The sequence below is a fragment of the Ruminococcus callidus ATCC 27760 genome (genome assembly GCF_000468015.1).
Classification (GTDB): Bacteria; Bacillota; Clostridia; order Oscillospirales; family Ruminococcaceae; genus Ruminococcus_C; species Ruminococcus_C callidus.
Genome location: NZ_KI260480.1, coordinates 58890 through 71182 on the forward strand (window position 1 = coordinate 58890; position 12293 = coordinate 71182).

A 12293-nucleotide genomic window follows, 5' to 3' on the forward strand; every position below is an offset into this window, starting at 1 on the left:
AAGAGCGTCTGGCGACTTTGCACGGTATTGCCTTAATGAAAATGGAGGAACAGACCAATGAGCAGATTTACATTGCCGAGAGATTTGTACCACGGAAAGGGAACACTGGAAACCCTGAAAACACTGGAGGGCAAAAAAGCTTTTCTTGTGGTGGGCGGCGGTTCCATGAAGCGGTTCGGATTTCTGGACAAGGCAGTCGGCTATTTGAAAGATGCCGGCATGGAAGTAGCACTGTTTGAAGGCGTAGAGTCCGACCCATCTGTTGACACTGTGCTGCGTGGAGCAAAAGCCATGCAGGAGTTTGCACCGGACTGGATCGTGGCAATGGGCGGCGGTTCGCCTATCGATGCCGCAAAAGCAATGTGGGTATTCTATGAATATCCGGATACCAAATTCGAAGATCTGTGCACCCCGTTCAGCTTCCCAAAGCTGCGGACAAAGGCAAAGTTTTGTGCAGTGCCCTCTACCTCCGGCACTGCCACAGAAGTGACCGCCTTTTCCATTATCACAGATAACGAAAAGGGTATCAAGTATCCGCTGGCGGACTTCAACATTACGCCGGACATCGCAATTGTGGACAGTGCACTGGCGGAAACCATGCCGCCGAAACTGATCGCACACACCGGTATGGACGCAATGACTCATGCCATTGAAGCTTACGTTTCCACGCTGCACTGCAATTATACCGATGCAGTGGCACTTCACGCCATTAAGATGATTCACCAGTATCTGAAAAAGTCTTATGACGGCTGCATGGAGGCCCGTGCGGCAATGCACGATGCACAGTGCCTTGCCGGTATGGCATTCTCCAACGCTCTGCTGGGAATCGTCCACTCCATGGCACACAAGACCGGTGCCGCATACAGCACCAGCCATATCATTCACGGCTGTGCCAATGCTATGTATCTGCCGAAGGTCATCAAGTTCAATGCCAAGGACGAAGCCGCAGCCAAGCGTTACGCGGAGATCGCGGAGCACATTGGTTTGGCAGGCAATTCCACAGAAGAACTGGTGGATTCCCTGATCGCAGAACTGCGTTCCATGAACGACAAGCTGAACATTCCCCAGTCCATTCAGAACTACGGAGCAGGCGGTGTCAAGGCAGAAACCTCGATCATCGACGAAACCGAGTTCCTCGACAAACTGCCTGAAGTGGCAGCCAATGCCATTGCCGATGCCTGCACCGGTTCCAATCCGCGTATCCCCTCGCAGGAAGAAATGGAACAGCTGCTGAAGGCTTGCTATTACGATCTGGCAGTGGATTTTTAAGAGCTTGTGTTCATAGGAAATGTGTGCGGATTTTCGAGCAAATTTTGTTGCAGACAAGGCAAAAATTCGCAGGCATACTTGGTGTCTGGCAAGAATTTTTGTGAGTTGACAAGGGAAACGTAAAAAGGTTGAAAAGGGTGGAAAAGGGTGGAATTGAATTGGAAGGGGGAAAAAGTGGCGAAAATGCGTGATGTTTTGGGTGGAATGAGATAGAATCGGAAAAGTGAACGAAAATTGAAGTGTCAAAAAAATCGCTCGGAAAATGAGGATGTCCTCTGTTTTCCGGGCGATTTCGTTTTGGTGTTCAATTTTTGAGGGCAGCGTTTTACCGGCGTTTGAAAAGTGTTTGAAAGTGTTCAAAACGGCGGAAATACGCTGCTTTTTTGCTTTTGCGGTTTTGAACAGTTTGTTTTAGAAGAAAATAGGTGCTTTGAAAAATTGTTTCCTGAGGGGATACCAACCTGCCAACTAGTTTGAACTAGGATGCCAACCGGTTGGTGTCCACCTCTTTTTTTAACCCACATTCATATTTGACTGAGGTAGATCCTGTTCTTTTTTATAAACTTCTCGTGCCATGAACATCTGCTGCCGGATGTAATCCTGCCCCTGTTGACTCAACGAACGGAAATCAAAGATCAACTTTTTTTCTATCTCATCTAATTCGTCCATTGTACTTTCGGATTTCTTTCCGGATAACAGTTCTTCGGGCGATACTCTCAAAAACTCGCAAATGCGAATGATATACTTGGAAGGCGGATCGCTATTTCTCTTCTTCCATGTCGAAAAAGTGCTTGTTGTAATATCTAAGTGGGCACAAAGCTCATTCTGAGGAATATTTTTTTCGTTTAACAGCTTGATCAGATTATCTATAATAGACAAAAAGATAACCACCTTTCTATGCATATCTTACAAATTCTCGCATTTGCGAATTTTACGATTGACAAACTCGCAAATGCGAGTTATAATATTAGCATACCAATACAACAGGGTATAAAAAGCCTTATGATAATTGTACCACAAAGTAAGGCAAAAGTAAATGAAAAGGAGGAAAAAATATGAAAGTTATTGTCAAGCGGATTCCATGCAGAAAAAAGCCTGCTCCAGATGCAGCGGAGCAGGCAAAGATGGAACAGGAACGGAATGAACGTGTTTGGAAAGACCAACTGAAATACAAGGAGGAATACGACCTTACCGAGGTTTCAGTTGAAGCAATAGAGGATTACATTGCACACAGCACCCATATAGATGAAAATGGAAAGAAGAAAATTCTTCTTCCAAAATCTTTTCTTCTTCTGTGGTTTCTGTCCTTTTAATCTTCATCTAATGCAAACAGTGCATACTGACGGAAAAAATCAGAATCAGATTCTTCGCATTCCATCTCTGTGTCTCCCAGTTCTTTTAAATATGCTGTTGATTTTTTCACTGTGGACATCAGATTGCTAACCACTTCAATTTCGGTGATGAGAATCAAGCTTTCTGTTTCATAGGGTATCCCGAAAGACAGGCTTAATAATTCTACAAAACGACGAAGTTTTTCTTCTTCCAGTTCGGATAAATGTCCTAGGTTTTTCTCCAGATTCCGTATTTGATAAAGCTTAAAGCGACATATATCTGCATTACCAATGATCTGACTGATTGACATTAATGACAGCCGTTTTGCAATTTCACTTGCTTTACATTGCATCAAGAACAACACCCCCTTTCCTCGCCTATTATAGCATAATCAGGCAGGAAATACAACAGATTCGACAGGAATCGACAAGATATTTCAACAACATTTTGAAAGGAGCAATTTTCATGTTACCGAGAATTTTACACACCTATTACTGTGTTACCACAACCTATTCGCCCACTGGAAAAACTGTCCGTCTGACAACGGTGCAGACCGGCGACAAGCCCAACAGCAGCTATTGTCTGGACGGGAAGCAGAACATCTATCGGGACTACTTCACCCAGCGGCTGATCGCAGAGCAGTTTGCCAAAGCCATGGGAGGCGATGTGACATGGTCGTGACCGAGAATCCCACGGCTTTGCAGATCGCTGCCAGTGCAAGGTTTCACGGAAGGGATGCGGCGAGCATCGGCTATCTGTATGACTGGTATGACGCTATCCCGGAGATGCTGGAACCCAAGGAAGAACTGAAACAACGCATTCTGAAAACCAACGGCGTACACAGGAAGGATGATGAAAAATGACCCCGAAAACATTCGGCAAGCAGCTGCTGGAGATCCGCACCACGCTGGGACTGAGCCAGACGGAGGTTGCGGAGGCGGCAGAGGTATCCCAGAGCTATGTTTGTCAGCTGGAGCAAGACAAGTTTGTGCCGAGCATCACGGTGGTGCTGCGGCTGGCAAAGGCACTGCGTGTGCCGGTGGAGCGTCTGCTCCCCACAGAACCGGAGTTGAAAAAGCGGAGGTGTGCATCATGAAAATCAAAATCGGAACGGTGATCGAGAATCACCTGATCTATGCCATTTACGGCACGGAGCACTGCCTTGCCAGACCGATCCTGCCGGACGGCGAATTCGTGGTCTGGCACATTGATGAGGACGGCAAAGGCGTGTGGGGCGGTTCGTATTTCCCCGACCAGATGGATGCAGAGTGGGAATATGCCAGCCGGTGCTTTCCGTGGTTTTCGGACAATGTGCTGTTTGCCGCCAACGAGGACGATGACGAGGTGGAGGAAGCCGATGAAAAGACTGCATGAATGGGGCGGAACGCCGCCCAGACGGTCACAAAAGCTGCGAAGAACTGTACGGCAAATGAAGAACTGCGGCTACACAGACTGGTCGATCCTCCACGAGATCCGCACCAGCGACTGTTCCAAAGCAGAGCAGGACAGGCTCCTGAAAGAGCTGCATATGGAGGTGCATATGCTGTGAAGGTGATCGAAGATGTGCAAGACAAGTACGGCAACTACTGCATCATTTTCAAAAGCACGAATCTCAGGCTGATCTACGACTGGCTGCACACGCACTACAGCGGAAACGGATTCAAGTTTGCAATCGTAATTGACCTGAGTATCGACTATGACTACGAAGAGCCGACAGAAACGCTGGTCTACTTCCTGGACGAGATCACAGAAGAAGTGCTGGACTATGCCGGATTCAAGCTTGCAAATGCAGATGAAACATAAAAGCCGAAACAGCGGCAGAGAGCCGCTGTCTGCCGGAACTGGTCTACCGGCACTGATGATGGCAGACCGGAAAGGAGGAGCTATGGACTACTTATCCGTCAAAGAAGCGGCAGCCCTAAAAGGGTGCAGCGTTCAATCACTTCAAAAACAATGTAAAAACGGTGTTTTACCGGCGGTTATCCAAGAACATCCGCAGAACCATAAACCCTGTTATCAGATTCCGGTCTCCGCATTTCCGGAGCCGTTGCAGGCTAGGTACTATCAGCAAAAGCGGCAGGAAATGGGCATGATGCCCACGCCGATCCCGGCGGAAACGAAACCGCAGAAGCCGAAAAAGAAGGCAAGAGCCGTGCGGCAGATGACCATTGAGGACTGCACCGCACAGCAGCGGCAGGAGATCCAGATCTGGACAGCAATTCTGCTGGAATGGCACGCCGGACGCATCCAGTACAGCAAGAAAACCGACTATGACAAGCTGTATGTGGGTAAGTGTCAGTTGGAGCACCCAGACCTACAGGTTTCCACGGGGATTTTGTACCGCAAATGGAACGCCTATCAGGAGCATGATCTTGCCGGTATGCTGGGGATACGGGGCGGCTGGAACAAGCACAGCAGCGGCATTCCCCAAGTCGTGTGGGAGGCGTTTCTGTGGTTCTGGCTGGACGAGAATCAGCCAACCGTCCGAGCCAGCTATCGCAATGTGATCAGCTGGACAGAGGATTTCCACCCGGAGCTGCTGGAACAGATCCCGTCTGAACGGAGCTTTCGGCGGCGAATCGACAACGATGTGGCAGAGGCAACGAAAATACTGATGCGTGAGGGCGAAAAGGCGTTTTCTGACCGCTGTATGCCGTACATTATCCGAATGTATGACCAGCTGGAACCGAATGACGTATGGATCGCCGACAACCACACACTGGATATTCAGTCTCTGGACGAACACGGCACCATTCACCGCCTGTATCTGACAGCATTTCTGGATGCCAAGTCCGGCGTGATCACCGGCTGGAACATTACGGAGTCTCCGGATTCCCAGTCCACGATCCTGGCACTGCGGCACGGCATTCTGCGGTTCGGCATCCCGAAAGCGGTGTATTTTGACAACGGTCGGGAATTTCTCACCCACGATGTGGGCGGAAAAGGACACCGCACCCGAAAATCTGACCAGGATGTCACAGAGCCGCCTACCATTTTACAGCGGCTGGGCATTGAAATGCACAACGCCATTGTACGAAATGCGAAAGCAAAGCCCATTGAACGAACATTTTACACGGTCAAGAGCCAGTTTTCCAAAGCGTTCAGCGGTTTCTGCGGCGGCACGATCCTGGAACGTCCGGAAAGCCTGAAACGGCGAATCAAGAACAAAGCCATACCGCAGGACTACGAGGTCAGAAGCCATCTGGAAACGTGGATCGACGGCGAGTACAACTTGCAGGAGTACGGCGGTTCTGAGGCAAAGTACCGAGACATGAGCCGTCTGGATGTCTGGAACGAGGAGATCCGGTCGATCCGCAAGGCAGCGGATGCAGAGCTGAATCTGATGCTGATGCGATCCACCAGAACCCAGAAGATCAAGCGAAACGGCGTGTACATCACTTTTGCCGGTGAAAAGATCTGGTACATGAATCCGGAGGAAACCATTCTGCATCTGGGCGAGGAGGTCTATGTGCGGTATGATCCGGCAGACCTGAAAACCGTCCGGCTGTACAACACCCAAGACCAGTATCTGTTTACCTGGGAGCTGGCGGATATCCTGCTGATGGACTATCTGACCTCCAATCCGGAGGAGATCGCCAACGCAGAAATGATGATCCGCCGCACCAAGAAGTTTGTACGGGATCAGGTCAAGGGCATCACCGCCGATCTGACCAACACACAGCGGATCGATTCTCTGGATGCCACGATCCGGAGAGCCGCCAAGGCAAAGGAAGAACGATTCCAGATCCGGTATCCCAAGACCATCGAACCGGTACGAGCCGGAGAAACGAAAGAAGAACACCGCATGGTTTCCGGCAGCGAAATGATCCCGGTCACCATCGACCTGAAAAAAATGCGGCAGAACGCCCAAAGACGAAAGGAAGAATAACACATGGAATACACAGAGCATCAACAGAGCCTGCTCCGCAAGCTGGAGCAGCTGCAAAAGGACGAAGGACTGAGCCTGTCTGCATTGTCTGCCCGTCTGGGCATCTCCAAGGGAGCACTCTCCCAGCTGTTTTCCGGCAGCTATCAGGCAAATCCGCAGAAGATGTTTGCGAAACTGGAAAGCTATTTCGGGGTAAAAGATCAGACCAGACAGACCTATCAGGAATCCGGCTATGCAGATACCAGCATCTCCACGGAGATCTATGACATCATCGGTGTCTGCCAGATCAAGGGCGGTCTTGCCATTGCCGCCGGAGATGCCGGCATCGGAAAGACCAAGGCAGCACAGCACTTTGTGGCAGAGCACCCGAACAACAGCGTACTGATCACGCTGAATCCCTGTCTGACCAGCATCAAGTCCCTGCTGCGGCTGATCGCCGACCGCATCGGTGCTCCCATGGAACGCTCCAGAGATGCCCTGTGGTATTCCATCCGGCAAAAGTTGAGTGACGGCACGGTGCTGATCTTTGATGAATCCCAGCACCTGCCGCTGAAAACCATTGAGGTGCTGCGAAGCTTCTCCGATGATTTTGCCGACCACGGGCAGACGCTGGGCATCTGTTTCATCGGAAATCTGGAAACGGTGACACGCATCGGCAGCAAGAAAGCAGAGTTCGCACAGATCGCCAACCGCACCAAGCAGAAGAAGCTGTACACCCGTTCCAAGATCCAGCGTGAGGACATTGCCAAGCTGTTCCCCATGCTGAACGGACGGCAAAAGGAAATTGATTTTCTGTTCCGCATCGCCCAGACACCGCAGGCTATCCGTGGCGTGGTCAACCTGTTCTCCAATGCCTATGACAACGAGGACTACAGCTATGAGGGACTGGTGGCAATGGCAAAGTACATGGATATGGAGGTCTGAGATGAAAAACGGCAAACGCCCCACCAAGGCACAGAAAAAGATCCTGGCATTCTACGGATTCCATCCGGAGGACTGGCTGATCTCCAAGAACACCAGCACAGAGCTGGTCATTCTCCACCGGTACACAGAACGCACCAGACATATCCCGAAGCATCGGGATTCAGAAATCACATAATCCCCCCTGAGAGGAGAAATGCTCCTCTCGCCTAATGCAGCCAAGGACGGTGACAAGCCCGTAAGAGCCTGTTTTGCATCTTCTCGCACGCATCTTGCTTGCATATTTTCCGCCATATTTCACAAAAATGCTCGTGAATACATCAAGTATTCACTCTGCTTTTTGCTCCATCTGACGGAAAATCTGACAACGCAATCTGCATACGTCAGATGCAAAACACGCTCTAAAAATGCAGAGTCGGCAGTTTATTTTCATACATTTTCATACAGGAGGTATTTTTATGGCAAAAGCAAAACTGACACTGAAACAGGAGGCAGATATGCTCTCCGCCGTCAATCAGATCAAGGAACTGGAGGCAGCCGGCAAGCAGCTGAAAAAGCAGGCAGACGAGCTGCGGAGTCAGGTCAAGGCGATGATGGACAAGAAGCATCTGGAGGAAATGGACGTGGGCAATTTTACCGTGCGGTATACCACGGTGGTCAGCAGCCGGTTCGACAGCCGTGCATTTCAGGAGACACACCAGGCACTCTATGACCAGTACTGCGTTGCATCGGAAAGCAAGCGGTTTACTATTTCGTGAGGTGCGGCGATGACGAAGGAACAATGGGAAACCGCAGAGCAGAACCTGCAATCATCCTACCGCATCGTAAAGCTACAGGCAGACGGCTACACGTTGTCTTTGCAGACACAGCGGTACAAGATGCAGCTGTGCATTGCGGTCTATGTTGACGGTAAAATTCAAGGAAAATGGCTGACGGAGGACTGTGAGATCCGCAGAAAGTTCTTCCAGAAGCACAAACACAGTATACTCACCCGAAAGGAGCAGGAAAAGCTGAAACGGGAACGGAAAGCTTTTCGGGAGAAGGTACTTGCCAACAGCATTTGCTACACCTATTCGCCCTACTGGAGTTCTTTCCGTTCTCTGAAACGGCATCTGTGCCAGAACTGCACGGACATCACGTTGTGTGAGGAGGTGGAAGCATGAGAAAACCAGCAGACACCGGAAACCGCTGCTTCGACCAGTTTTGGGCAGCATATCCCCGAAAGGTGGGCAAGGAGAAAGCCAGACGGGCATTCGAGAAAATCCAGCCCAGCGAGACGGAATTGCAGAAGATGCTGGCGGAGCTGGAACGGCAGCGGAAGGTCTACCACTGGGGCAAAGAGAACTGGAAGTTCATTCCGCATCCTGCCACATGGCTGAATCAGAGAAGATGGGAGGATGAGACCATTGCCGCAGAAGATGACATTCCCGACGATGACCCCTACGGGGCTTTCGTATACTGATCTGATGCAGATGCGTGTGGATGCGTACAATGCACAGTCCGGCACGCTGACCGGCTACGACTGCAAAACGTGCCGCAACAAGGGCATGATCGCAGAGATCCGGGACGGCTATGAGGTCATGTGCCTGTGCAGCTGTATGAAAACCAGAGATACCCTGCGGCGAATCCATGAATCCGGTCTGGAATCCCTGCTCCGCATCTGCACATTTCAGAACTACACCGCAGAGCAGCCGTTTCAGCAGCATATTCTCCAATGTGCCAAAGCGTACCTACAGGAACGGCACAGGTGGTTCTATATCGGCGGTCAGACCGGATGCGGCAAGACACACATCTGCACCGCCATTGTGGGCGGCATGATCCGGAACGGTTTTTCGGTGCGGTACATGGTGTGGCGTGAAGCGTCCAATCAGCTGAAAGCTGCTCTGACAGACGGCAGCTATGCCGCACAGATCGCAGCGTACAAGGAAGCTGATGTGCTTTACATAGACGATCTGTTCAAGACCAGCAGCACCGCAGAGGTATCCGGTGCAGATGTGCGTCTGGCATTTGAGATACTGGACTATCGTGCCAGAAATCAGATGCTGACGATCCTCTCCACGGAATGGCTTTTGCCCCAGCTGCGGCAAATTGACGGAGCAATCGGCGGCAGGATCATTCAGATGTCCAAAGGGTATGCGTTTGAGATACGCCCGGACAACCAGAAAGATTATCGGCTGAGGAAGTGAAGCATATGGCAAAAGGACAAACCCAGACACTGTACAGCCTTGCTGCTGTGCTGGGGCTGGTAGAATCGGGAAACAAGGAAGACCCGTTCCACATGATCGTCTACCGTATCAGCGGCAAGACCTCTGTCCGGGAACTCACCCCACCGGAGGCGGCAGCGGTAGAGGCGGAACTGCGGCGGCAGCTCCGGGAGCAGCGTCCCAAAAAGAAAGCGGCATCCCCGGAGTATCCGGGAAAAATGACAGCCGGACAAAAGGCGTATGCCTGGCGGCTGCTGTACGATCTGGCAAAGCTCTCACCCTCTGCGGTGCCAGTGGGCGAACGCATGGCAGGCATCGTCCGAAAGGTATTGCAGGAAGACCCCTGCCCCGGTCATCCGCTGAACTGGGTCAAACGGGAGGACGGGGCGAAACTGATCGAGGCACTGAAACGGTATCTGCGAAACACAAAGCGAAAGGCGGCGAAACATGACTCTGGATAAACTGACCATGGAACAGCTGCACGGCAGTCAGCTGGAAATTGCGGAGGTCATCGGCATCGAAGCGTACCGGAAGCTGGTCGCCAGCTACGGCGGCAGCAGCATCTATATCAGCAAGGCGGATTCCGTGATGAACGGTCTGAGAGATGCGGAGATCTTCCGGCGGTTTGACGGTTCCAATTATCTGGAACTGGCACACGCCTTCAATCTGGCGGAGAACACCATCCGGGACATCATCTACCGCCAGAGCACCGACCGGGAAGCACACCAGATGACGTTCTTCTGAACCTGAAAATTCATTGAAATTCCTGAAAAATCTGCCTTATTTGCAGCACCGTTCTTTTCTGTGCTATCATTACAGTAGAAGTAATGATAGCACTTTTCTTTTGGGGAGGGAGATGCAGTGACACAGGAACTGATCCTGTTTATCATCACCACGGTGATCACCGTGATCCTTGGGATCATCGGCTATTTTCTGAAACGCACCATGGATCGCAATGACAAGAACGAAATGGCAGTGCAGGAGCTGCGTGACAATCTGCTGACGCTGTCGGACAAGTACGCCACCAAGGCAGAGATCCGGGAGATCAAGGCATCTATGGAAAAATTGTCGGAGAACATCGACTACATCAAGGAACACACCACCAAGAACGAGGATTTTATTCGCACCATGGCAAGGCTGGAAAGCAAGATCGACAGCTATTGCAGCAAGTAAGGAGGAACGGCATTGGAGCAGGCAGAAATGATAGAGCGAATCCGGCAGAAGGCATTTTTCAAGAATAACGGCATGGTGCTGAAAGCCGTGAATCTGCTGCGTGACAAGTTTGTTGCATTGACGGACATCCGCTATGCACTGGAACCCAGTATGACCGAGGCGGAATTCCGGGACAGCATCAACTATCTGACGGAATCCGGATATATCCGGCTGCGGCACATGGATTCCAAGGCGTGTACGACACTGGCAGATACGGCAATGGAGCAGCTGGAAGCCAAGGTATCGGCGGACGGTATCAAGATCATTGCCTGTGTCCGCAAGGACGAATGTATTGACGTGTGAGGTGCTGCATGGGACGCAGAAAGCATTCTAAGATCGACAATCTGGAACCGGCAGTCAAGGAGACCGTAGACGAGATGATCAAGACCGGTGCCTATTACCGGGAGATCGTGGACTATATCCAGTCCCACGGCGTGAGCATCTCTTTGGCAGCGGTGGGAAAATATGCGAAAAATCTCATGAGTACGCTGGACGCACTGCGGCTCAGTCAGGAGAACTTCCGGGCGATCATGGAAGAAACCGACCGCTATCCGGATCTGGACATGACAGACGGCATTCTCCGCCTGCTCTGCAATCAGATGCTGGATGCCATCAACAAGCTGCCGGAGGAACGGCTGTCGGAGATCGACTTTGACACCCTGTCCAAAAATGCCGTGGCACTCACCCGTGCAGTGGCGTACAAGAAGAACGTGGACACCAAGACACGGGATCTGCTGGAAAACGGTGCAGAGCAGTTCAAGGATCTGATCTATGAAGCCATGGCGGCAGAACGACCGGATCTCTACAAGGAAGTCAAGAAATTTATCAAATCCAAAGCCAAGGAGGGAAAGGCATGAGTATGTATGTGGTACAGGTAAAGCCCGGCACGGATCTGCAAGTGGCTGTGCTGCTGCGGAAAAACGGGCATCTGGTACGCTGTCCGCAGCGAACCATGGACATCCGGAAAAACGGCAGTTGGAACAGCATCACCGAACCTGTCTTTCCCGGCTATCTGTTTCTGGAGGAAGAAATCGACCGGCAGAAGTATGACAGCGTTGTCCGGGCAGACGGCGTGATCGGATTTCTGAAAGTGTCCGGCTGTACGCTGGGCAAGCTGCAACCCCACGAGGAAGCATACATCCGGTGGCTCTGGAACGGCGGCAAGCCCATTGCCCCGTCCCGGATCTATACCACATTGCAGGGGGACAAGATGGTCTTGTCCGGCGTGCTCCGGGAATACTGGAACAATGTGGTGCGGCTGGATCTCCGGCAGCGGCGTGCCCGTGTGCGGCTCTCCATCTGCGGACATGACTACACGGTCACACTGCCGGTAATCGGTATTTAAGAGCGTGTGTGAAACAAATCAGTATGCCTGTCGCTGCTGTGGTTGATTCGTCCCACAGGGTGCGGCATATGGTATAAAGGCAGTACTTCTTGCAGCTCTTTGTGCGGTATTGCCTGAACCC

The 12293-nt window shown here is 51.3% G+C and carries 23 protein-coding genes and 1 other RNA gene; 22 read left to right on the forward strand and 2 right to left on the reverse strand.

Annotated features, from left to right (window positions below):
* Positions 1-57 precede the first annotated feature (57 nt).
* Positions 58-1269, forward strand: coding sequence for an iron-containing alcohol dehydrogenase (locus RUMCAL_RS12835; protein WP_021683394.1), 1212 nt, complete (start codon positions 58-60; stop codon positions 1267-1269).
* A gap of 513 nt (positions 1270-1782) precedes the next feature.
* Here RUMCAL_RS12835 and RUMCAL_RS14845 read toward each other — a convergent pair.
* Positions 1783-2148 carry a helix-turn-helix domain-containing protein gene (locus RUMCAL_RS14845; RefSeq protein WP_169726018.1) on the reverse strand — a complete coding sequence of 122 codons (366 nt, stop codon included), beginning with the start codon at positions 2146-2148 and terminating at the stop codon, positions 1783-1785.
* Between the two features lie 176 nt (positions 2149-2324).
* Between RUMCAL_RS14845 and RUMCAL_RS12845 the strand changes: the two genes are divergently transcribed.
* A complete protein-coding gene (locus RUMCAL_RS12845; protein WP_021683398.1) occupies positions 2325-2582 on the forward strand; it encodes a hypothetical protein in 258 nt (85 codons plus the stop codon).
* On the opposite strand, the gene RUMCAL_RS12850 is transcribed toward RUMCAL_RS12845, so the two are convergent.
* Positions 2579-2956 (reverse strand): hypothetical protein, encoded by a 378-nt coding sequence (locus tag RUMCAL_RS12850; protein WP_156902563.1) that lies wholly within the window; start codon positions 2954-2956, stop codon positions 2579-2581. The two genes, RUMCAL_RS12845 and RUMCAL_RS12850, sit on opposite strands and share 4 nt — an antisense overlap.
* 110 nt (positions 2957-3066) lie before the next feature.
* Here RUMCAL_RS12850 and RUMCAL_RS12855 point away from each other — a divergent pair, with 110 nt between their 5' ends.
* The 20 genes from RUMCAL_RS12855 (at position 3067) to RUMCAL_RS12940 (ending at position 12172) form a co-directional block, all read left to right on the forward strand.
* Positions 3067-3282: a hypothetical protein gene (locus RUMCAL_RS12855; protein ID WP_022409752.1), complete on the forward strand. Its 216-nt coding sequence runs from the start codon at positions 3067-3069 to the stop codon at positions 3280-3282.
* Positions 3273-3464, forward strand: a complete 192-nt coding sequence (locus tag RUMCAL_RS12860) for a hypothetical protein (protein WP_021683401.1) — start codon at positions 3273-3275, stop codon at positions 3462-3464. Before RUMCAL_RS12855 ends, RUMCAL_RS12860 begins: the two co-directional genes overlap by 10 nt.
* A complete protein-coding gene (locus RUMCAL_RS12865; protein WP_021683402.1) occupies positions 3461-3697 on the forward strand; it encodes a helix-turn-helix domain-containing protein in 237 nt (78 codons plus the stop codon). Before RUMCAL_RS12860 ends, RUMCAL_RS12865 begins: the two co-directional genes overlap by 4 nt.
* Positions 3694-3975, forward strand: coding sequence for a hypothetical protein (locus tag RUMCAL_RS12870; protein WP_021683403.1), 282 nt, complete (start codon positions 3694-3696; stop codon positions 3973-3975). Before RUMCAL_RS12865 ends, RUMCAL_RS12870 begins: the two co-directional genes overlap by 4 nt.
* Positions 3959-4150, forward strand: coding sequence for a hypothetical protein (locus tag RUMCAL_RS12875; RefSeq protein WP_040648215.1), 192 nt, complete (start codon positions 3959-3961; stop codon positions 4148-4150). The genes RUMCAL_RS12870 and RUMCAL_RS12875 overlap by 17 nt, the downstream gene beginning before the upstream one ends.
* Positions 4147-4404 carry a hypothetical protein gene (locus tag RUMCAL_RS12880; RefSeq protein ID WP_040648217.1) on the forward strand — a complete coding sequence of 86 codons (258 nt, stop codon included), beginning with the start codon at positions 4147-4149 and terminating at the stop codon, positions 4402-4404. The genes RUMCAL_RS12875 and RUMCAL_RS12880 overlap by 4 nt, the downstream gene beginning before the upstream one ends.
* 1 nt (position 4405) lies before the next feature.
* Positions 4406-4475, forward strand: an RNA gene (locus RUMCAL_RS15200) — hammerhead ribozyme type II.
* 11 nt (positions 4476-4486) lie between these two features.
* Positions 4487-6490 carry a DNA-binding domain-containing protein gene (locus RUMCAL_RS12885; RefSeq protein ID WP_169726019.1) on the forward strand — a complete coding sequence of 668 codons (2004 nt, stop codon included), beginning with the start codon at positions 4487-4489 and terminating at the stop codon, positions 6488-6490.
* Between the two features lie 3 nt (positions 6491-6493).
* Positions 6494-7414, forward strand: coding sequence for an AAA family ATPase (locus RUMCAL_RS12890; protein WP_021683406.1), 921 nt, complete (start codon positions 6494-6496; stop codon positions 7412-7414).
* Between the two features lies 1 nt (position 7415).
* Complete coding sequence (locus RUMCAL_RS16025; RefSeq protein WP_021683407.1) at positions 7416-7589, forward strand: DUF6906 family protein; 174 nt, start codon at positions 7416-7418, stop codon at positions 7587-7589.
* 280 nt (positions 7590-7869) lie between these two features.
* On the forward strand, positions 7870-8169 hold the full coding sequence (locus tag RUMCAL_RS12895) for a hypothetical protein (RefSeq protein WP_022409759.1): 300 nt from the start codon (positions 7870-7872) through the stop codon (positions 8167-8169).
* A gap of 9 nt (positions 8170-8178) precedes the next feature.
* Positions 8179-8574: a hypothetical protein gene (locus RUMCAL_RS12900; RefSeq protein ID WP_021683409.1), complete on the forward strand. Its 396-nt coding sequence runs from the start codon at positions 8179-8181 to the stop codon at positions 8572-8574.
* Positions 8571-8873: a hypothetical protein gene (locus tag RUMCAL_RS12905; protein WP_021683410.1), complete on the forward strand. Its 303-nt coding sequence runs from the start codon at positions 8571-8573 to the stop codon at positions 8871-8873. The genes RUMCAL_RS12900 and RUMCAL_RS12905 overlap by 4 nt, the downstream gene beginning before the upstream one ends.
* Entirely contained in the window at positions 8818-9597 is a 780-nt protein-coding gene (locus RUMCAL_RS12910) for an ATP-binding protein (protein WP_169726020.1), read from the forward strand. The genes RUMCAL_RS12905 and RUMCAL_RS12910 overlap by 56 nt, the downstream gene beginning before the upstream one ends.
* Before the next feature lie 5 nt (positions 9598-9602).
* Positions 9603-10076 (forward strand): regulatory protein GemA, encoded by a 474-nt coding sequence (locus RUMCAL_RS12915; RefSeq protein ID WP_040648221.1) that lies wholly within the window; start codon positions 9603-9605, stop codon positions 10074-10076.
* Positions 10063-10359, forward strand: a complete 297-nt coding sequence (locus RUMCAL_RS12920) for a Mor transcription activator family protein (protein WP_021683413.1) — start codon at positions 10063-10065, stop codon at positions 10357-10359. Before RUMCAL_RS12915 ends, RUMCAL_RS12920 begins: the two co-directional genes overlap by 14 nt.
* Positions 10360-10476: 117 nt before the next feature.
* The gene (locus RUMCAL_RS12925; RefSeq protein ID WP_021683414.1) at positions 10477-10788 is read left to right on the forward strand and encodes a hypothetical protein; all 312 of its coding nucleotides are present in this window, start codon (positions 10477-10479) and stop codon (positions 10786-10788) included.
* A 12-nt stretch (positions 10789-10800) separates the two neighbouring features.
* Entirely contained in the window at positions 10801-11130 is a 330-nt protein-coding gene (locus RUMCAL_RS12930; RefSeq protein ID WP_084194437.1) for a hypothetical protein, read from the forward strand.
* Between the two features lie 8 nt (positions 11131-11138).
* Complete coding sequence (locus RUMCAL_RS12935) at positions 11139-11684, forward strand: phage protein Gp27 family protein (RefSeq protein WP_021683416.1); 546 nt, start codon at positions 11139-11141, stop codon at positions 11682-11684.
* Positions 11681-12172: a transcription termination/antitermination NusG family protein gene (locus RUMCAL_RS12940; protein WP_021683417.1), complete on the forward strand. Its 492-nt coding sequence runs from the start codon at positions 11681-11683 to the stop codon at positions 12170-12172. The genes RUMCAL_RS12935 and RUMCAL_RS12940 overlap by 4 nt, the downstream gene beginning before the upstream one ends.
* The last annotated feature ends 121 nt before the right edge of the window (positions 12173-12293 follow it).

What these genes read in the sequence shown, in the direction of transcription:
- RUMCAL_RS12835 (WP_021683394.1), top strand. Translation starts at nt 58, where the DNA reads ATGAGCAGATTTACATTGCCGAGAGATTTGTACCACGGAAAGGGAACA.
- RUMCAL_RS12845 (WP_021683398.1), top strand. Translation starts at nt 2,325, where the DNA reads ATGAAAGTTATTGTCAAGCGGATTCCATGCAGAAAAAAGCCTGCTCCA.
- RUMCAL_RS12855 (WP_022409752.1), top strand. Translation starts at nt 3,067, where the DNA reads ATGTTACCGAGAATTTTACACACCTATTACTGTGTTACCACAACCTAT.
- RUMCAL_RS12860 (WP_021683401.1), top strand. Translation starts at nt 3,273, where the DNA reads ATGGTCGTGACCGAGAATCCCACGGCTTTGCAGATCGCTGCCAGTGCA.
- RUMCAL_RS12865 (WP_021683402.1), top strand. Translation starts at nt 3,461, where the DNA reads ATGACCCCGAAAACATTCGGCAAGCAGCTGCTGGAGATCCGCACCACG.
- RUMCAL_RS12870 (WP_021683403.1), top strand. Translation starts at nt 3,694, where the DNA reads ATGAAAATCAAAATCGGAACGGTGATCGAGAATCACCTGATCTATGCC.
- RUMCAL_RS12875 (WP_040648215.1), top strand. Translation starts at nt 3,959, where the DNA reads ATGAAAAGACTGCATGAATGGGGCGGAACGCCGCCCAGACGGTCACAA.
- RUMCAL_RS12885 (WP_169726019.1), top strand. Translation starts at nt 4,487, where the DNA reads ATGGACTACTTATCCGTCAAAGAAGCGGCAGCCCTAAAAGGGTGCAGC.
- RUMCAL_RS12890 (WP_021683406.1), top strand. Translation starts at nt 6,494, where the DNA reads ATGGAATACACAGAGCATCAACAGAGCCTGCTCCGCAAGCTGGAGCAG.
- RUMCAL_RS16025 (WP_021683407.1), top strand. Translation starts at nt 7,416, where the DNA reads ATGAAAAACGGCAAACGCCCCACCAAGGCACAGAAAAAGATCCTGGCA.
- RUMCAL_RS12895 (WP_022409759.1), top strand. Translation starts at nt 7,870, where the DNA reads ATGGCAAAAGCAAAACTGACACTGAAACAGGAGGCAGATATGCTCTCC.
- RUMCAL_RS12900 (WP_021683409.1), top strand. Translation starts at nt 8,179, where the DNA reads ATGACGAAGGAACAATGGGAAACCGCAGAGCAGAACCTGCAATCATCC.
- RUMCAL_RS12905 (WP_021683410.1), top strand. Translation starts at nt 8,571, where the DNA reads ATGAGAAAACCAGCAGACACCGGAAACCGCTGCTTCGACCAGTTTTGG.
- RUMCAL_RS12915 (WP_040648221.1), top strand. Translation starts at nt 9,603, where the DNA reads ATGGCAAAAGGACAAACCCAGACACTGTACAGCCTTGCTGCTGTGCTG.
- RUMCAL_RS12920 (WP_021683413.1), top strand. Translation starts at nt 10,063, where the DNA reads ATGACTCTGGATAAACTGACCATGGAACAGCTGCACGGCAGTCAGCTG.
- RUMCAL_RS12935 (WP_021683416.1), top strand. Translation starts at nt 11,139, where the DNA reads ATGGGACGCAGAAAGCATTCTAAGATCGACAATCTGGAACCGGCAGTC.
- RUMCAL_RS12940 (WP_021683417.1), top strand. Translation starts at nt 11,681, where the DNA reads ATGAGTATGTATGTGGTACAGGTAAAGCCCGGCACGGATCTGCAAGTG.